At 60.1% G+C, this 15,001-nt stretch carries 16 protein-coding genes; 8 read left to right on the top strand and 8 right to left on the bottom strand.

Annotated elements, in window-relative coordinates:
- The first annotated feature begins 3 nt into the window (after positions 1-3).
- The 5 genes from ACK6D9_RS20525 to ACK6D9_RS20505 all read left to right on the top strand — a co-directional run bounded on the left by ACK6D9_RS20525 (position 4) and on the right by ACK6D9_RS20505 (position 4,826).
- On the top strand, positions 4-1,101 hold the full coding sequence (locus tag ACK6D9_RS20525) for a tetratricopeptide repeat protein (RefSeq protein ID WP_412051865.1): 1,098 nt from the start codon (positions 4-6) through the stop codon (positions 1,099-1,101).
- Between the two features lie 119 nt (positions 1,102-1,220).
- A complete protein-coding gene (gene efp / locus ACK6D9_RS20520; protein ID WP_322990769.1) occupies positions 1,221-1,784 on the top strand; it encodes an elongation factor P in 564 nt (187 codons plus the stop codon).
- Positions 1,785-1,861: 77 nt separating this feature from the next.
- On the top strand, positions 1,862-2,662 hold the full coding sequence (locus tag ACK6D9_RS20515) for an inositol monophosphatase family protein (RefSeq protein ID WP_412049906.1): 801 nt from the start codon (positions 1,862-1,864) through the stop codon (positions 2,660-2,662).
- A gap of 106 nt (positions 2,663-2,768) precedes the next feature.
- Positions 2,769-3,791, top strand: a complete 1,023-nt coding sequence (locus ACK6D9_RS20510) for a flagellar motor protein MotA (RefSeq protein ID WP_322990771.1) — start codon at positions 2,769-2,771, stop codon at positions 3,789-3,791.
- A gap of 3 nt (positions 3,792-3,794) precedes the next feature.
- A complete protein-coding gene (locus ACK6D9_RS20505; protein WP_412049905.1) occupies positions 3,795-4,826 on the top strand; it encodes a peptidoglycan -binding protein in 1,032 nt (343 codons plus the stop codon).
- 21 nt (positions 4,827-4,847) lie between these two features.
- Here the strand turns inward: ACK6D9_RS20505 and ACK6D9_RS20500 are convergent, their stop codons facing one another.
- From ACK6D9_RS20500 to ACK6D9_RS20490, 3 genes are all read right to left on the bottom strand, one after another.
- Positions 4,848-5,666 (bottom strand): phosphate/phosphite/phosphonate ABC transporter substrate-binding protein, encoded by an 819-nt coding sequence (locus ACK6D9_RS20500; protein ID WP_412049904.1) that lies wholly within the window; start codon positions 5,664-5,666, stop codon positions 4,848-4,850.
- Positions 5,663-6,469, bottom strand: a complete 807-nt coding sequence (locus ACK6D9_RS20495) for a fatty acid desaturase (protein WP_412049903.1) — start codon at positions 6,467-6,469, stop codon at positions 5,663-5,665. Before ACK6D9_RS20495 ends, ACK6D9_RS20500 begins: the two co-directional genes overlap by 4 nt.
- Before the next feature lie 386 nt (positions 6,470-6,855).
- The gene (locus ACK6D9_RS20490; protein ID WP_412049902.1) at positions 6,856-8,673 is read right to left on the bottom strand and encodes an ABC transporter transmembrane domain-containing protein; all 1,818 of its coding nucleotides are present in this window, start codon (positions 8,671-8,673) and stop codon (positions 6,856-6,858) included.
- 203 nt (positions 8,674-8,876) lie between these two features.
- Here ACK6D9_RS20490 and rpmE point away from each other — a divergent pair, with 203 nt between their 5' ends.
- Positions 8,877-9,098 carry a 50S ribosomal protein L31 gene (gene rpmE, locus ACK6D9_RS20485; protein ID WP_267653818.1) on the top strand — a complete coding sequence of 74 codons (222 nt, stop codon included), beginning with the start codon at positions 8,877-8,879 and terminating at the stop codon, positions 9,096-9,098.
- A 229-nt stretch (positions 9,099-9,327) separates the two neighbouring features.
- On the opposite strand, the gene ACK6D9_RS20480 is transcribed toward rpmE, so the two are convergent.
- Entirely contained in the window at positions 9,328-9,846 is a 519-nt protein-coding gene (locus ACK6D9_RS20480; protein ID WP_322988505.1) for a DUF1465 family protein, read from the bottom strand.
- A 449-nt stretch (positions 9,847-10,295) separates the two neighbouring features.
- Complete coding sequence (locus ACK6D9_RS20475; protein ID WP_412051864.1) at positions 10,296-10,487, bottom strand: DUF1192 domain-containing protein; 192 nt, start codon at positions 10,485-10,487, stop codon at positions 10,296-10,298.
- Between the two features lie 107 nt (positions 10,488-10,594).
- On the opposite strand from ACK6D9_RS20475, the gene ACK6D9_RS20470 reads away from it, so the two are divergent.
- Positions 10,595-11,575 carry an NAD(P)H-quinone oxidoreductase gene (locus ACK6D9_RS20470; protein WP_412049901.1) on the top strand — a complete coding sequence of 327 codons (981 nt, stop codon included), beginning with the start codon at positions 10,595-10,597 and terminating at the stop codon, positions 11,573-11,575.
- Between the two features lie 12 nt (positions 11,576-11,587).
- On the opposite strand, the gene ACK6D9_RS20465 is transcribed toward ACK6D9_RS20470, so the two are convergent.
- Complete coding sequence (locus ACK6D9_RS20465; RefSeq protein WP_322988508.1) at positions 11,588-12,829, bottom strand: MFS transporter; 1,242 nt, start codon at positions 12,827-12,829, stop codon at positions 11,588-11,590.
- A gap of 126 nt (positions 12,830-12,955) precedes the next feature.
- On the opposite strand from ACK6D9_RS20465, the gene ACK6D9_RS20460 reads away from it, so the two are divergent.
- Complete coding sequence (locus tag ACK6D9_RS20460; RefSeq protein ID WP_322988509.1) at positions 12,956-13,117, top strand: hypothetical protein; 162 nt, start codon at positions 12,956-12,958, stop codon at positions 13,115-13,117.
- On the opposite strand, the gene ACK6D9_RS20455 is transcribed toward ACK6D9_RS20460, so the two are convergent.
- Together ACK6D9_RS20455 and ACK6D9_RS20450 are read right to left on the bottom strand one after the other, a co-directional pair.
- Complete coding sequence (locus ACK6D9_RS20455; RefSeq protein ID WP_412049900.1) at positions 13,068-13,817, bottom strand: SGNH/GDSL hydrolase family protein; 750 nt, start codon at positions 13,815-13,817, stop codon at positions 13,068-13,070. The two genes, ACK6D9_RS20460 and ACK6D9_RS20455, sit on opposite strands and share 50 nt — an antisense overlap.
- A gap of 122 nt (positions 13,818-13,939) precedes the next feature.
- Entirely contained in the window at positions 13,940-14,833 is an 894-nt protein-coding gene (locus tag ACK6D9_RS20450) for a fructose bisphosphate aldolase (protein ID WP_412049899.1), read from the bottom strand.
- Between the last annotated feature and the right edge of the window lie 168 nt (positions 14,834-15,001).

Raw genomic sequence — 15,001 nt, 5'->3', positions numbered from 1 at the left:
CGGATGATTGATCCTACGGTCGGCTCCGGCAGCGGCTTTGCCGCGCAAAAAATTACTCAGCGATCACGGTATCCGTTCGTGCTGTCAGTGCTGGTGCTGGCAAGCACACTGCCGGCAATGTCTCAGGAGATAACAGGACCGCAAGAGATAACTGCTGCTCAAGACGCTGCGGGAATTCCAAAAGCTGGCGGAACACTCAAGGCGCCGACCGATGCGGACGCGATAGCGCCGCAGCCAGATGGCGCGACCCAAACACCCGCTTCCGATGACGCCACCGTCCGGGCGTTTGGTGCTTTTCAACGCGGCTATTACCTGACGGCGATGGAACTGGCGCTGCCGCGGGCGCAACTGGGCGATCCGGCGGCGCAGACTTTGCTGGCCGAATTGTTCGCCTCCGGCCTCGGCGTTCCGCGCAGCATGGGTGATGCGGCGTTCTGGTATAGTCAGGCGGCCGAAAGTGGCGACGCTTCGGCCCAGTTCAAATACGGATTGATGCTGCTTGAAGGCAAATATGTCACGCCGGACAAGGCCAAGGCCGAGGTCTTGATGAAAAAGGCCGCCGATGCAGGCAATGCCTTTGCCCAGTTCAACTACGCGCAAATTCTGGTTTCGGCCAAGCCCGGGCCATCGGGTATCCTTGAAGCCTTGCCGTATTTCGAGAAATCCGCCGAACAGGGCGTTCCGGACGCGCAATATGCGCTCGCGCAGGTCTACATCAACACTGCCGGTGTGCCCGATGCAAAACGGGGCAGGGCACGTGAATGGATGGAAAAGGCGGCGCGGGCCGGTTTTGAAACGGCGCTGCTCGATTATGCAATCTGGTTGATCGACGGGATCGGCGGTGAGAAGGACTATGAGGAAGGGTTCCGCTGGATGCAGGTGGCTGCCAACCGCGGCAACGTGGTGGCGCAAAACCGGATGGCGGTGCTGCACATCAATGCGATTGGCACCCTGGGTGATCCGGTGGAAGCAGGCAAATGGTATATCCTGTCGCGCCGCGCAGGCTTTGACGACCGGTCGCTTGATGATTTCTACCAGGGATTGACCGAGGAAGAACAAAAGCAGGCGCTGGAGGCTGCGAACCAGTTCGGCAAGCGCTGAATCGGGTTCCTGCTGCCGGTCATCGTCGGCGCAGACTTGAAAAGCCGCGCCAATTGTGGTCTTGAAGCCGCCAAACCGCGCCGAATGTCGGCCGGGCAAGCTTGACGCGGAATGCTTTCATGAAAATCAATGGAAATGAAATTCGCCCCGGTAACGTGCTCGAGCACAATGGTGGCCTGTGGGCAGTAGTCAAAACCAACGCCGTGAAGCCCGGCAAGGGCGGCGCCTTCAATCAGGTGGAAATGAAGAACCTGATCGACGGCACCAAGCTCAACGAGCGTTTCCGGGCTTCGGAAACGGTCGAGCGCATTCGGCTTGAACAGAAGGATTTTCAGTTCCTCTACGAGCAGGGGGAAGCCTTGGTGTTCATGGATCTGGAAAGCTACGAGCAGCTTGAATTGCAGAAGGAATTTGTTGGCGATCGCCGCGCCTTCCTGCAGGACGGCATGATGGTGACGGTGGAATTGTACGACGAACGACCGATCGGCATCGCGCTTCCCGATCATGTGACACTGACGATTGCCGAGGCGGATCCTGTGGTCAAGGGGCAGACAGCTGCATCTTCCTACAAGCCTGCGATACTCGAAAATGGTGTGCGCATCCTGGTTCCGCCGTTTATCTCGTCAGGCGAGCGGGTTGTGGTCGACACCAACGAACTGACCTATTTGCGCCGCGCCGAATAAATCGTTCGATCGGATGGTAGGCGCGAGGCGCCGACCGCTCGCATAACCCCGGTCGCAAAAACCAAGGAATGATATAGATGGCGCGTTCAGCCCTTCTCAACGTGATGGTGCAGTCGGCGCTGAAAGCCGGGCGCTCGCTTGCCCGCGATTTCGGCGAGGTGCAGAATCTGCAGGTATCGCTCAAGGGACCTGGCGATTATGTCACCCAGGCTGATCGCAAGGCCGAATCGATCATCAAGACCGAATTGCTGCGTGCGCGTCCGACCTATGGATTCCTGGGTGAGGAAAGCATTGAGATGGCGGGTACCGACGGTGCCCACCGCTGGATCGTCGATCCGCTCGATGGCACAACCAATTTTCTGCACGGCATTCCGCATTTTGCGGTTTCGATTGCGCTTGAACGCAACGGCGATATCGTCGCGGGTGTTATTTACAACCCATCTACCGACGAGCTTTACACCGCTGAACGCGGTGGCGGGGCATTCCTCAACGACCGGCGCTTGCGGGTTGCCGGCCGCAAGGCGATGTCGGATGCGGTGATCGGCACCGGGGTGCCTCATCTCGGACGTGGTCATCACGGCAACTTCCTGGTCGAGCTGCGCCACATCATGGGTGAGTGCGCGGGCATTCGCCGGTTCGGGGCTGCGGCGCTGGATCTGGCTTATGTTGCTGCCGGGCGGCTTGATGGTTTCTGGGAAAAGCCGCTTGAGGCCTGGGACATGGCTGCGGGCATGATCCTGATCCGCGAAGCAGGCGGCTTTATTGCCGACACAAAGGGCGGGACCGACATGTTCGGCACACGCTCCATTGCTGCCGGCAACGAGTACATCCTCAAAGGCGTGCTGGAACTGGTGCAAAGGCCTGTTCCGAAAGCCTGAGCAGGCCTGTATGAGGTTGTTTTTCCGGCACGCTTCCAATTACGCCATATTATCGGTTAGTGTTCGCGGCAAGTGTTGAAGCAAGACAAGGCCGGGACGGACAAGCATGGCAAAACTGACATTGTCTGGATGGGGCATCTCCGAGGACGGCAGCGGCGCGGATCCGCACAAGCTCTCGAGCCCGCTGGTTTTCTTCTGGAGCATGATGATCTTTCTCATCCTCTCCGGCTTTGTTGCCGCGATTCTCTATCGGCAGATCCATGATGCTTTTCTTGCCAATCCAGGGCTCAATGGCCTGATCCTGGGTGTTCTCGCGGTCGGCGTGCTGCTGGTTTTCACCCATGTGCTGAGGCTTCGCCCGGAAGTGCGGTGGGTTAATTCGCTCAGGGCTACCGGCGATGCCGAGAAAGTCGGTCGCGATCCGGTGTTGCTGGCGCCTATGCGGGCGCTGATCGGGCGGCGTCAGGAAATGGCGCTGTCAACGACGTCGCTTCGCTCGATCCTTGATTCTATTGCCACCCGACTCGACGAATCACGCGACACCTCGCGCTACCTGATCGGGTTGCTGGTATTTTTGGGCCTGCTTGGAACATTCTGGGGTTTGCTCGGTACCATCGGTTCGATCAACCAGGTGATCCAGTCGCTCAACCCGGGCTCCGGCGGTACCGAGGATCTGCTGTCAACATTGAAAACCGGACTGTCGGCCCCGCTTGACGGCATGGGAACGGCGTTCTCCTCCTCGCTGTTTGGTCTCGCCGGTTCGCTGGTGCTGGGATTTCTTGATCTGCAGGCGGGCCGGGCGCAGAACCGGTTTTATACCGAACTCGAAAACTGGCTCTCGACCATGACGGATCTCGATTCCGGCATGACGATGCCCGCTGATGGCACGGCTGCAGCCGAAGAGATCCGGATGCTGACCGAGCGGATGCAGAAACTGTCGCAGGATTCCGGCGTGACGCCGCGAACTACGGCGGCAATGGCAAGCCTTGCCGAGGGCATTCAGGGGCTGGTGAAAAACATGCGCAACGAACAGCAGATGCTCAGGGACTGGATCGAGGCGCAGCAGGTCGAATCGCGGCGGATGCGTGAGACGCTGGACAAGCTCGCCGACAAGCTTGGAGACAAATAGGCCATGGCGCTGGCGCGAAACCGGCGACGGGAGCGGACGGTCGATTACTGGCCCGGCTTTGTCGACGCGCTGTCGACGCTGCTGCTGGCGATCATGTTTCTGCTCACCGTATTCGTGCTGGCGCAGTTTTTTCTCTCGCGCGAGATTTCCGGTCGTGACCAGGTGCTCAACCGGCTCAATAGCCAGATCAATGAACTGACCCAGCTTCTGGCGCTCGAGCGGTCCGGAAAACAGGATCTCGAAGACAACCTCGCCAATATGATGGCCTCCCTGTCGGAAGCGGAAGCCGACCGGTCGCGGCTGCAGGAACTGCTTGCCAGCGGGTCCGGCGCCAGTGCTGCCGCGGAGAGCAGGATCGGAGCTTTGAGCGAAACGCTGGATGCGGAAAAGAAGGTCTCGCAACGGGCGCTCAGCCAGGTGGAACTGCTCAACCAACAGATCTCGGCGCTCAGAACACAACTTGCCGCGCTTGAAGACGCGCTCGAGGTTTCCGAAAGCAAGGACCGCCAGACACAGGCGAGGATTGCAGATCTTGGAAGACGATTGAACGTGGCGCTGGCGCAGCGGGTGCAGGAGCTCAACCGCTACCGCTCCGATTTTTTCGGACGCTTGCGTGAAATCCTGGCGAGCCGCGAGGACGTGCGGGTGGTGGGGGACCGGTTCGTGTTCCAGTCGGAAGTGCTGTTTCCCTCGGGCGGCAACGAGCTCAATGATGCCGGCAAGGAGCAGATGACCAAACTCGCGACCGCGATCAACGAATTGTCACGGGAGATCCCCGACGAGATCAACTGGGTGCTTCGTGTCGACGGTCATACCGACGATGTGCCGTTGTCGGGCAATGGCCGCTACGCCGACAACTGGGAGCTTTCCAGCGCTCGGGCGACATCGGTGGTCAAATATCTGGTCTCCGAAGGGGTGCCGGCCAATCGGTTGGTGGCAGCCGGTTTTGGCGAATTCCAGCCGATCGCCGAAGGCGATACCGATGCTGATCGTGCCACCAACCGACGCATTGAGCTCAAGCTGACCGAACGCTGATTGCGGCGTCGAATCAGGTTGTCAGATGCTCAAAGCAGGCAGCGCTTCGCTTACGGGAATCGGCTTTGCCAGGGGCGCATAATCTGACTGTTTGACCCGTGCCAGCCCGGTGACCAGCGTCGCATCGCGGATGCTGGCGGGCAGAGAGCTGATGGCAGCCTTGATCGCGCTGGCGATGGCTTCCGCTTGATCGGCGTAGCGGATGCTGGCGATTAACGGCAGCGCCGGGGTCTCAGGGGTTTTGCCAAAGATCTGCAACTCGTCGGCTGCCGCATCGTGGCGCTTGGCCAGTTCCCAAGTCACGGCGTCGATTGCGGCCCAGTCGGCCTCGCCCTTGGCCACCGCGTGGATCGAGGCGCGGTGTGCGCCTGTCTGTAATGGCTGCGGGCGCGAGGCATGCCCTCCTGCTGCCAGCAGCCGCACCGGGGCGGCGAAGCCGGACTGGGAATGGGTCATGTTGTAGGCAAAGCGCCGATCCACCAGGTCAGCCAGTGTGGGCGCTGCGTGGGCTTTGCGTGCAACCAGCACGCTGAAATAGCGGCCAGGCGCGGCACCGGTAACGGCGTGGGCTGGTGCGCCGATCAGCGTTACCTTGCCCGCCAATCCGTTGGCGTAGGGAAAACCACAGGTCTGCGACAGGATCAGGTCCGGGTGGCGCCACAGTGGTTCCGGGTCGTCGCCGCGGTCCAGCAGGTAAGGCGCAGCAATACCGATGCTCCGCAATTGCTGGCGGATCGCCGTCCACAGCGTATCGGTCGCTGCACGGATTTCCGGCCAGTCATACATCGGCAGCGAGGCGACGCCGGTTGCAGCGTCGCCCTCCGGATGTGTCTGGCTCATCGGTCGTCCCTGTCGCCGTCGCGGCGTGTCCGGTTCGGTTCCATAGGATAGGCCACAGGCTCCTTGGGCCGGAAACCGAAACGGCGGAACACTTCCCAGTAGCTCTCATAGCGGTAGCCGCCATTCATGCGCAGGAACCGCGCCCTGTTTTTCCTGAAGAATTCGGGAATGCGGTACCAGGCAAGCGAGGGGTAGGCGTGATGCACCGAGTGATAGTTGTTGTTGAGAAACAGCAAGCTCAACGGCCCTCTGGTCTCGATGATCACCGAGCGCTGATTGGCTTTCTCGACGGCCTGGTGCTCGATGAACGAGCGCACCATCAACAGGCCCATGCCGAAATAGGCGGCGATGAAATAGGCTGCAGGGTGCAGGCTGCCATAACGGCTTACAAGCCAGAACAACAGCGCAATGGCAACGGCGTGGCGTGCCCAGATCCAGATGATGGATCGGTCGCCGGCGCTCACCCGGCCATATTCGCTGCGGATGAAGCCCACTGTTGCCAGCGCCGGGCCGAGGGTCATGCGCCCGGTCAGGGTGTTGTTGGCGACCAGCAACCGCTTGAGCCAGGCAGGAATCGACGCCCAGACCTGCCGGTCAAGATAATAACTCTCCGGATCGTCATAGGGGTCGGTGATGTTTTCATTGATGTGGTGGGTTAGGTGGCAGGATTTGAAGCGCAGGTAGGGCACCAGCACTCCGATTGGCGGGGCGATCAGAAGATCGTTGAGTTTCTGGTTCCTGAAAGGGTGACCGTGTAAAAACTCGTGTTGAAGCGAGGAATGCAGCGTGATTATAGGAATCATGAAAAGGACACGTAACGTGTCCGGGAGGGCAACCAACCCAAACGCCAGCAAAAACCACACAGCATAGCAAACGCCCGCCAATAGCAGGGTCCGCCACTCCGCGTCATTCCGCATTGTGGATACACCTTCTGAATGTTCCTGTTATAGCCCGCGGACAAGGTCCCGTCTCCCGCGTGGCTTCCAGACGAACAAAGACTGTTTACCCTGATTTGAGCGACTTCACAAGATTGTTACGCGCTGTAGCGCCGCGTGTACGTTTCGTCGTGCGAGGAAATGTTCCGCACCCCGCTTCACAGCAGTCAGACAGTGCCAGTCCGCCCAGAGCGGGCACGACATGCGACGGATCGTGTGCGACCAAGCAGTCCCGGCTTGCGCGCGGGGGAGACTCAGCTGGCCGTATTTGAAGTGGCGCTCGGGGTCAGCGCTTCGGCGCCAAGTTCAAACTGAAGACGTGCAAGGCGGGCATAGAGGCCGCCGCGCGTCACCAGTTCTTGGTGGTTGCCCTCTTCGATGATCCGGCCCTCGTCCATGACCAGTATGCGGTCGGCGCGCAACACCGTCGCCAGCCGGTGGGCAATGACGATGGTCGTGCGGTTCTGCATCAGCCCTTCCAGGGCCTTTTGCACCAGGGTTTCGCTTTCGGCATCCAGCGCGGACGTGGCTTCATCGAGCAGCAGGATCGGCGCATCGCGCAGGATGGCGCGGGCGATGGCGACCCGCTGTCGCTGGCCGCCCGACAAGGTGATGCCGCGTTCGCCAACCGGGGTGGCGTATCCCTTGTCCAGCGCCAGGATGAAATCATGGGCTTGAGCCGCGCGGGCCGCGGCCTCGATGTCTTTCTGGCTGGCGTCGGCCCGGCCGAAGGCAATGTTGTCGCCGACGCTGCCGGCGAAGATGGTCACGTCCTGCGGCACCAGCGCGATGCGGTCGCGGACATCGGCGGGGTCAGCCTCGCGGATGTCGACCTTATCGATCAGCACCTTGCCGGCGGTGGGATCGTAGAATCTCAGGATCAGCGAAAACAGGGTCGACTTGCCGGCGCCCGATGCGCCAACCACAGCCACGGTTTCGCCGGGCCGGACATGAAAACTGGTGCCGGTCAGCGCCGAGGTTCCGGGCCGTGCCGGATAGGCAAAGCGCACGTTATCGAAACGGATATCGCCAATCGGCGGATTGGGCAGACGCGTTGGGTTTTCGGGTGCGCGAATCTCCGGCACTTCGTCGAGAAGTTCGCCCAGCCGCTCGGCGGCGCCGGCAGCTTGTGAAAGTTCGCCCCAGACTTCCGACAGTGCGCCAAGGCTTCCTGCGGCAAACACCGAATACAACAGGAACTGGCCGAGGGTTCCCGGGGTCAATTCGCCAGAAAGAACAGATTGCGCCCCATACCAGAGCACCGCAACCACTGACCCGAATGCCATGGCGATGGCAAAGCCGGTCAGCACCGAGCGCGCCAGAATCGATTTGCGGGCAGCGCCAAAGGAGGCTTCCACGGCTTCACCGAAGCTTGCCTGGGCACGGGCTTCGGTGTTGAAGGCTTGCAGCGTGCGGGTGGCACCAATCGCTTCGCCGGCGTAGGTCATGGCTTCAGCAAGGGTATCCTGGGCGGCACGCGAGCGCTTGCGGACCTTGCGGCCAAAGCCAACCAGCGGAAACACGATCAGCGGAATTGCGGCGAGCACCAGGCCCGAGAGTTTGGGCGAGGTGATGAACATCATGCCGCCTGCGCCCACGCACAGAATCATGTTGCGCAGGGCAACCGAAGCGGTCGCGCCGACGGTTGATTTGATCTGGGTGGTGTCGGCGGTCAGCCGTGAAATGATTTCGCCCGACCGGTTGGCGTCGTAAAAGGAAGCCGACAGCCGGGTGACATGGTCAAACACGTCGCGGCGGATGTCGGCGACCACGCGCTCGCCCAGCGTGATGACGAAATAATAGCGGCAGGCAGAGGCAAGGGCGAGCAACAGGGCGATTGCCGCCAGCATGGAAAAGTAGCTGTTGACGAAGCCTGCGTCCTGGGCCGAAAAGCCGTGGTCGATCATCCGGCGTACGGCTGTTGGAAGGGTCAACGTCGTGACTGCAGCCAGCAACAGTGCGGCAAGCGCGCCCAGCACAAGGCGCGGATAGCGTTTGATATAGGGGAAAAGTCGGGCAAGCGGCCGCACGGAACGGCGTGCCGCTGGTTGAGTGTTGGATTGATCTGCCACGTCATCTCCTAGGCTATGCGTATGCGGCCGGTGAGCGGCCTGCAAAAACAGACGCGGCCCTTGTTATCGACGGTGCCTTCATGTATAGGCTCGCCATCGAATTGGAAAGCCGTTGCCCACACGGACACCGGCTTCATTTATGTGTTTGGCCAATATGCCGCAAGCAATGTTGCGCAGGGGCCTCCCAACGGCAGGACGAAAAAATGAAGGCGAACATCCATCCCGAATACCACATGATCAAGGTGGTCATGACCGACGGTACCGAATACATGACCCAGTCGACATGGGGCGCTGAAGGCGACACCATGAACCTGGAAATCGACCCGAAGTCGCATCCGGCATGGACCGGCGGCAATCAGCAGATGCTGGACCGCGGTGGCCGCCTGTCGAAGTTCAAGAAGCGCTTCGAAGGCCTCAGCCTGTAAGATTTCCGGCTTTGCCCGGACGATCAAAACCCGCCGGTTTCGGCGGGTTTTTTTGTGTCTGCCGTCTGGTGCGACCCGCCGTTGCCCACCCGAAATGGTCTGGTGCGAATGAGGGGTGCCTGGACGTTCGCATCCCTGGCATACACGCAAAAAAGCCCGCAACGGATGTGCGGGCCTGACTATCTTGGTTGTCCGTGCTCAAGCATGTCCGCCCGAGCACAGCACCGGTTCAGCGTCTGGAGAAGACTGTCTGCAGGAGATGCTGCTGGGCCTGAACCGAGTTTTCATTGTCCGGTTTCATGGCAGCGGCCTCCGCCGGACGGTAGATTTCCCGATCGAGAATCGCGACACGGTTCTGGATCCGCAGCGAGCGTTCAACCAGATCACGGAATTCTTCGGGCAGATCGGCCCAGCCGGGCGCTGATCGGTCGCAATTGAAGCTGTCGAGGCGCACCTTGCTCTTCTCGGCCATCACCTGGTCACGGTTCATCTCGCCATTGTTGACGGCGCGCTGGAGCAGCAGCCAGGAGGCCATTTGCATCAAGCGCGTGGTCAGGCGCATCGATTCCGCTGCGTAAAGCACAGCAGCGATGCGCGGCAGCGATTTGGATGAGGTTCGCCCCGGCCCGTCGAGATAATTTGCGGTTTCCTCGACCAGCCCCATTCCTTCGGCGTAGAGCGCCTTGAACTGGGCCGAATTGGCCATGCGGTCTGCGAGATTGACGGTGTTGAGGCGGGGTTCTGACATTGGCCGGGAATCCTGATTACGAAATACACTGCAAGTCGGCGATCAGCTTGACGTCATCCATTGCCGCCGAGCCCTTGTATCTTGGCGCTTTGAACGCGCCTCGGCAAGTTTATTGTTAAGAAAGGGTTAACGTCACAAACGCCCGCACAGGTCGGGTTTTAGTCGGGGTTCAGTATGCTTTTCAAAGAGGATTTTGGCGCACCCAGGAGCGGGTAGCAATGGCTTTTCGCCACTTGCCCCAGTCCATCAACAGCTCAATCAGGAAGAGCGTCAAACAAAAAAAGAGCCGCATGAGCGGCTCTCAAGAGTTTAACAGGGAGGCGTCAAACAGTGTGGCCTAGGCCAAACTGTCAAATCCAGGAAGCCTGGATGTTTATAGTAAACACTTGTAAAGCTTACCGGAAACTTAACAGGATTCAGAATTGCCTTAAGTCTCTGACCGGAATGACCTATTTCGATTTGAAAAAACCCTCCGCGGCGCTGCGGCTGGAGGTTTTTGAAGCCTTGTCGGCTTCCAGACGGGCAATTTCCTGCCTGAGCAGGGCGATTCGCTCGTCCAGTTCGCCGGCCGACAGGAAGGTCAGATCGGATCCGATCTCGTGTTGCTTGTTGGGCTTCGGGCGATCGTCCTCGGCAAACATTGGCATGGCCTCCATTGTTTCAACGATGATGTTCGCGCGGCGCGAACCTTGCCCGGACTTTAGCCCAAGCCTATGGTTCGGCAAAGCGGCTGAAGGAGAGTGAATTGATGCGTGCAATTGAGATCCGGGAACCCGGTGGCCCCAAAGTGCTGACCCTGACGACGCGTGATCGGCCGGTGCCTGGCGCAGGAGAATTGCTGGTCAAGGTGGCCGCAGCCGGGGTCAACCGCCCCGATTGCCTGCAGCGGCAGGGGGCCTATCCGCCTCCAAAGGGGGCTTCCGACATTCCCGGGCTGGAGATTGCCGGCGAGGTGGCAGATGTCGGAGCGGGCGTTACCCGCTTCAAGCAAGGCGACCAGGTCTGCGCGCTGGTGGCGGGCGGCGGCTATGCTGAATTCTGTACCGTCAACGAGACTAACGCCCTGCCAGCGCCCAGGGGGCTGACCATGGTGGAAGCAGCGGCTATTCCGGAAACCTTCTTTACGGTCTGGCACAATGTTTTCCAGCGCGGCGGTCTGAGAGCAGGCGAGACCTTTCTGGTGCATGGCGGCACCTCGGGTATCGGCACAACGGCAATCCAGCTTGCCAAGGCATTTGGCGCCAAGGTGCTGGCCACCGCCGGCTCCGAAGCCAAATGTGCTGCCATGCGGGATCTGGGCGCCGACCTTGCCATCAATTACCGGGAGGAAGATTTCGTGGCTGCGGTCAAGCAGGCGACCGATGGCAAGGGCGCCGATCTGATTCTTGACATGGTCGGCGGCGAATACATCAACCGCAACTACCAGGCCGCCGCCGTTGAGGGACGGATCGTACAGATCGCGTTTCTCAAGGGGCGGATGGCGGAGGCCGATTTCTCGCTGTTGATGATGAAGCGGCTGACGCATACCGGGTCGACACTGCGGGCACGCGATATTGCCTTCAAGGCCTTGATTGCCGACGAGTTGCACCGGCAGGTGTGGCCGCTGTTGAGTGACCGCAAGGTGCTGCCGGTGATGGATTCAATCTTCCCGCTCGACCAGGCCGCCGCTGCGCACCAGCGCATGGAGGATGGCGATCATATCGGCAAGATCGTGCTCGACGTCAGTTGATGATCAACCGGCTCAGTTCTCCGTGGTGGATGCGCGCGGATCGAGGTTGATCGATTCCGGTGTGGCGGCGCGCGCCGACGGGATCGAGGCGAAGTTTTCGCGCTCGTCGGCCGGGATCGCTGCACGGATACGGCTGCGGATGATTGCGTAACCGGCGACGCCCAGATGGGCCACGGCTGTCACGGCAAACAGCAGATACGGGCTGTAGGCCATCGCCACGCCGCTGATCAGCGGGCCGACAATGGTGCCGACGCCATAGAGCAGCAACAGCCCGCCTGACACGGTGACGAACTGGTCGTTGGCGGCGTAGTCGTTGGCATGGGCCACGATGATCGAATAGAGCGTGTAGGACATCGCGCCATAGAGCGAGATCAGGCCGAACAGGACGCCAATATCCGACGGCATCACAACCACGATGGCCAGTCCTGACAATCCGGCGACGGCCGCCAGACCGGCCAGCACATAGCGGCGGTCGATCCGGTCGGACATCCGCCCGGCAGGCAACTGCATGACTGCGCCGGAGAAGATGGTGATCGACATCATGGTGGCGATGGTGATGGTGGAAAGCCCGACATCGGCGCCGAAAACTGGCGCTAGCGTGCCGAAGGCGCCATTGGCAATACCGATCAGCAGCATGGCGACAAACGATACCGGTGAATTGCGGTAGATCATTTTCAGATCAAGCTTCACTTCCTTCAGCGGCGCCGGGCTTGATGCGGTGGACATCGCCGTCGGCAACAGCGCCAGGCAATACAGAATGCCGGCGATGATAAAGAAAGTGGTTTGCGAGATATCCCCCAGAACGATGCTCATCTGCCCCGCGACGATGGCGATGTAGGTGACGGTCATGTAGAGCGAGAAAATCAAGCCACGGGTTTCGTTGGTGGCGCGCTCGTTGAGCCAGCTCTCGATGATCATGAACGAGGCGGCAATGGCGAAACCGGTGACCACCCGCAACACAATCCAGATGATCGGATCGACCAGCAAGCCGGTGAGCAGTGCGATGATGGCGATCATCGCCGAAAACGCCGAAAAAGCTCGGACATGGCCGATTCGGCGTACCAGCCGTTGGGAAAAAATGCAGCCGAGCACAAAGCCGGTCGCCCAGGACGTGCCGAGCAGGCCGAGCGATGTTGGCGAGAATCCTTCGGCGCTGCCGCGCATCGGCAGCAGCAGGCCGTGCAGACCATTGCCAGCCAACAGGAAGGCGGTGCCCAACAGCAAGGACAGGACGGGAAGAATATTGCTGCGCATGATGTTCCGGGAAGCTGGAGGAGAATGGCCGTCAGATTTGGCTTCGGGCTCGAATCAGGATGACACAGGTCTTTGCCCCCAATCATGACCGGTGTATGGCTGATTGGCAAAAAAGGGACGCGTTACATGGCTGTGAAAATTCTGCTTGTTCTGGTTCTGGTGGCCATGGTCCTGCACCTGATCAAACCCTTCGGGCTTCCGGGTCTGCGAAAGCGCGGCGATGTCTGGAAAATCGCGATTATTCTGATCGCCGCGATGATGATGGCGCTGGTGCTTCGCCCAGCATGATGCGGGCCAAATGTGCCGCCCAATGCTGGTAACCTGCCGCATTGGCGTGAAATCCATCGACGGCGAAGCCCTCGGGCCCTTCGATCGGCAGCGGTTCGACAGCGGTGGCGTAGCGCTCCCCGCAGAGCTGGGCGCCCACCGTGTTGATGATCTGTACACGCAAGGACAAGATGAAGGCCAGCGCGGGCGGTAGCGCCGGAACGCCGCGCATGTCGACCACCGGTGACCAGAAGATCTTTGCTTCCGGCCAGCGCGCGTGGGAGGCGTATAAAAGTCCGCCAAACCCCTTCTTGAAGCGGGCGCGGGTAACGTAGTTCTTGGCGTCATTGGTGCCGACGGTCAGCACCACATGGGTGAAATCGCGCTCCTCGATGTTGGGGACGACATGATCGCGGATCTGTTCAGCGATGGCCGAATTGGCGCCGGCTGTGCGCCACGACACCGGCTTGCCGGTTGCCTGATGCAGCAGGGCGGATAGCTGCGGGCCCAGCGTCTGATCGATTTCAACCGCACCGACGCCGGCGGCGGATGAATCACCGATGACCAGCAGCCGGATCTCAGCCGGACCCTCGCCTATCTGGCCGCGGGGCAATCCTGGCGGGGGCGGCAGGCGGGGGGCTGTTTTACGCACGCCCAGGCCCTTGATCAGGGCCACGGGCAGTAAAAGCCAACTCAAGAGACTTGCGGTAACAGTGTTCATGAACCGGGCTTAGCGGATTTTTGTTCCGAGTTGAACTATTTCCAAGGTCGGTAATCACAAAAAAACCACCCGGAAACTGTCGCTTCCGGGTGGTTCGATGTTTCGAATGAAGCGGGTGCCGATCAGGCAGCGCGGGAGGCTTGGAAGATGCTGTCGATCGTGGCGGCCAGCATCGCGTCGAATTCGGCATCTGTCTGGTCTTGCGACAGCCCTTCGGTCAGCGCGCGGGAGAACGAGGCGATTACCCCTTCATTGGCGCTGAGCAGGCGGTTGGCCTCATCGCGGGAATAGCCGCCCGACAGGGCAACAACGCGCATGACGCGCGGATCGTCGACCAGCGGCTTGTAGAGATTGGCCTTTGTCGGCAGCGACAGTTTCAGCATCACCTGCTGCCCCGTGGGAACGGTGTCGAGGTGCAGGCGGATTGCATCCAGCAGCAGTTCTTCCGCTTCAGCCTTGTCGGCGATCTTGATGTTGACCTCCGGTTCGAGGATCGGCATCAGGCCGTGGCCGAGGATCTGCTTGCCGATTTCGAATTGCTGGGCAACGATTGCCTCGATCCCGGCCTTGTTGGCGGCATTGACGACCGAGCGCATCTTGGTGCCGAAGATATTCTTGGTGATCGCCCGTTCAAGAAGCGCATCGAGACCGCCCATCGGCTTCATCAGTTGCACGCCGTTGTCTTCGGACATCAAGCCCTTGTCGACTTTCAGAAACGGTACAATCCCGCGCTTGTCCCAAAGATAATCGGCGGTGGCAATACCGTCGATTTCACCATCCATGGTGCGTTCGAACAGGATCGCGCCGATCACCTTTTCTCCGGTGAAGGCAGGCGACTTGATGATGCGGGCGCGCATGGCGTGGATCAGCGCGAACATCTCCTCGTCGTTGGAGTAGCTGTCTTCTGCTACGCCGTAGAGTTTCAGTGCCTTGGGTGTGGATCCACCCGATTGGTCGAGCGCGGCGATAAAGCCGTCCTTCTCAGTCATCTGTTGCGCCATGGTCGGATTCATCATGCCGTATCCCTTCATCTAAATCTTCGGGGCTGCTTAGCAGATGTTGCTGTCGACAGAGAATAGGCCAGAGGCTGTTCGAATCGATTGAAACTCTTTTAATCGATTGAAAACACAAGTGTTTTCGAACCGTGCTTAACCACATTCAGTTCCTTGAGGAGAAAGGCTGCC

The organism is Hoeflea sp. Naph1, from assembly GCF_046837775.1.
GTDB lineage: Bacteria > Pseudomonadota > Alphaproteobacteria > Rhizobiales > Rhizobiaceae > Hoeflea.
The sequence above is the reverse complement of the archived record's forward strand: the minus strand, read 5'-3'. Positions and strand labels throughout refer to the sequence as shown.

Coding starts and splice junctions, on each gene's coding strand:
- ACK6D9_RS20455 (WP_412049900.1), bottom strand. CDS start 13,817: ATGAACACTGTTACCGCAAGTCTCTTGAGTTGGCTTTTACTGCCCGTG.
- ACK6D9_RS20465 (WP_322988508.1), bottom strand. CDS start 12,829: ATGCGCAGCAATATTCTTCCCGTCCTGTCCTTGCTGTTGGGCACCGCC.
- ACK6D9_RS20495 (WP_412049903.1), bottom strand. CDS start 6,469: ATGATTCCTATAATCACGCTGCATTCCTCGCTTCAACACGAGTTTTTA.
- ACK6D9_RS20510 (WP_322990771.1), top strand. CDS start 2,769: ATGGCAAAACTGACATTGTCTGGATGGGGCATCTCCGAGGACGGCAGC.
- ACK6D9_RS20475 (WP_412051864.1), bottom strand. CDS start 10,487: ATGTTTGCCGAGGACGATCGCCCGAAGCCCAACAAGCAACACGAGATC.
- ACK6D9_RS20470 (WP_412049901.1), top strand. CDS start 10,595: ATGCGTGCAATTGAGATCCGGGAACCCGGTGGCCCCAAAGTGCTGACC.
- ACK6D9_RS20515 (WP_412049906.1), top strand. CDS start 1,862: ATGGCGCGTTCAGCCCTTCTCAACGTGATGGTGCAGTCGGCGCTGAAA.
- ACK6D9_RS20450 (WP_412049899.1), bottom strand. CDS start 14,833: ATGATGAATCCGACCATGGCGCAACAGATGACTGAGAAGGACGGCTTT.
- ACK6D9_RS20460 (WP_322988509.1), top strand. CDS start 12,956: ATGGCTGTGAAAATTCTGCTTGTTCTGGTTCTGGTGGCCATGGTCCTG.
- ACK6D9_RS20525 (WP_412051865.1), top strand. CDS start 4: ATGATTGATCCTACGGTCGGCTCCGGCAGCGGCTTTGCCGCGCAAAAA.
- ACK6D9_RS20505 (WP_412049905.1), top strand. CDS start 3,795: ATGGCGCTGGCGCGAAACCGGCGACGGGAGCGGACGGTCGATTACTGG.
- efp (WP_322990769.1), top strand. CDS start 1,221: ATGAAAATCAATGGAAATGAAATTCGCCCCGGTAACGTGCTCGAGCAC.
- ACK6D9_RS20480 (WP_322988505.1), bottom strand. CDS start 9,846: ATGTCAGAACCCCGCCTCAACACCGTCAATCTCGCAGACCGCATGGCC.
- rpmE (WP_267653818.1), top strand. CDS start 8,877: ATGAAGGCGAACATCCATCCCGAATACCACATGATCAAGGTGGTCATG.
- ACK6D9_RS20500 (WP_412049904.1), bottom strand. CDS start 5,666: ATGAGCCAGACACATCCGGAGGGCGACGCTGCAACCGGCGTCGCCTCG.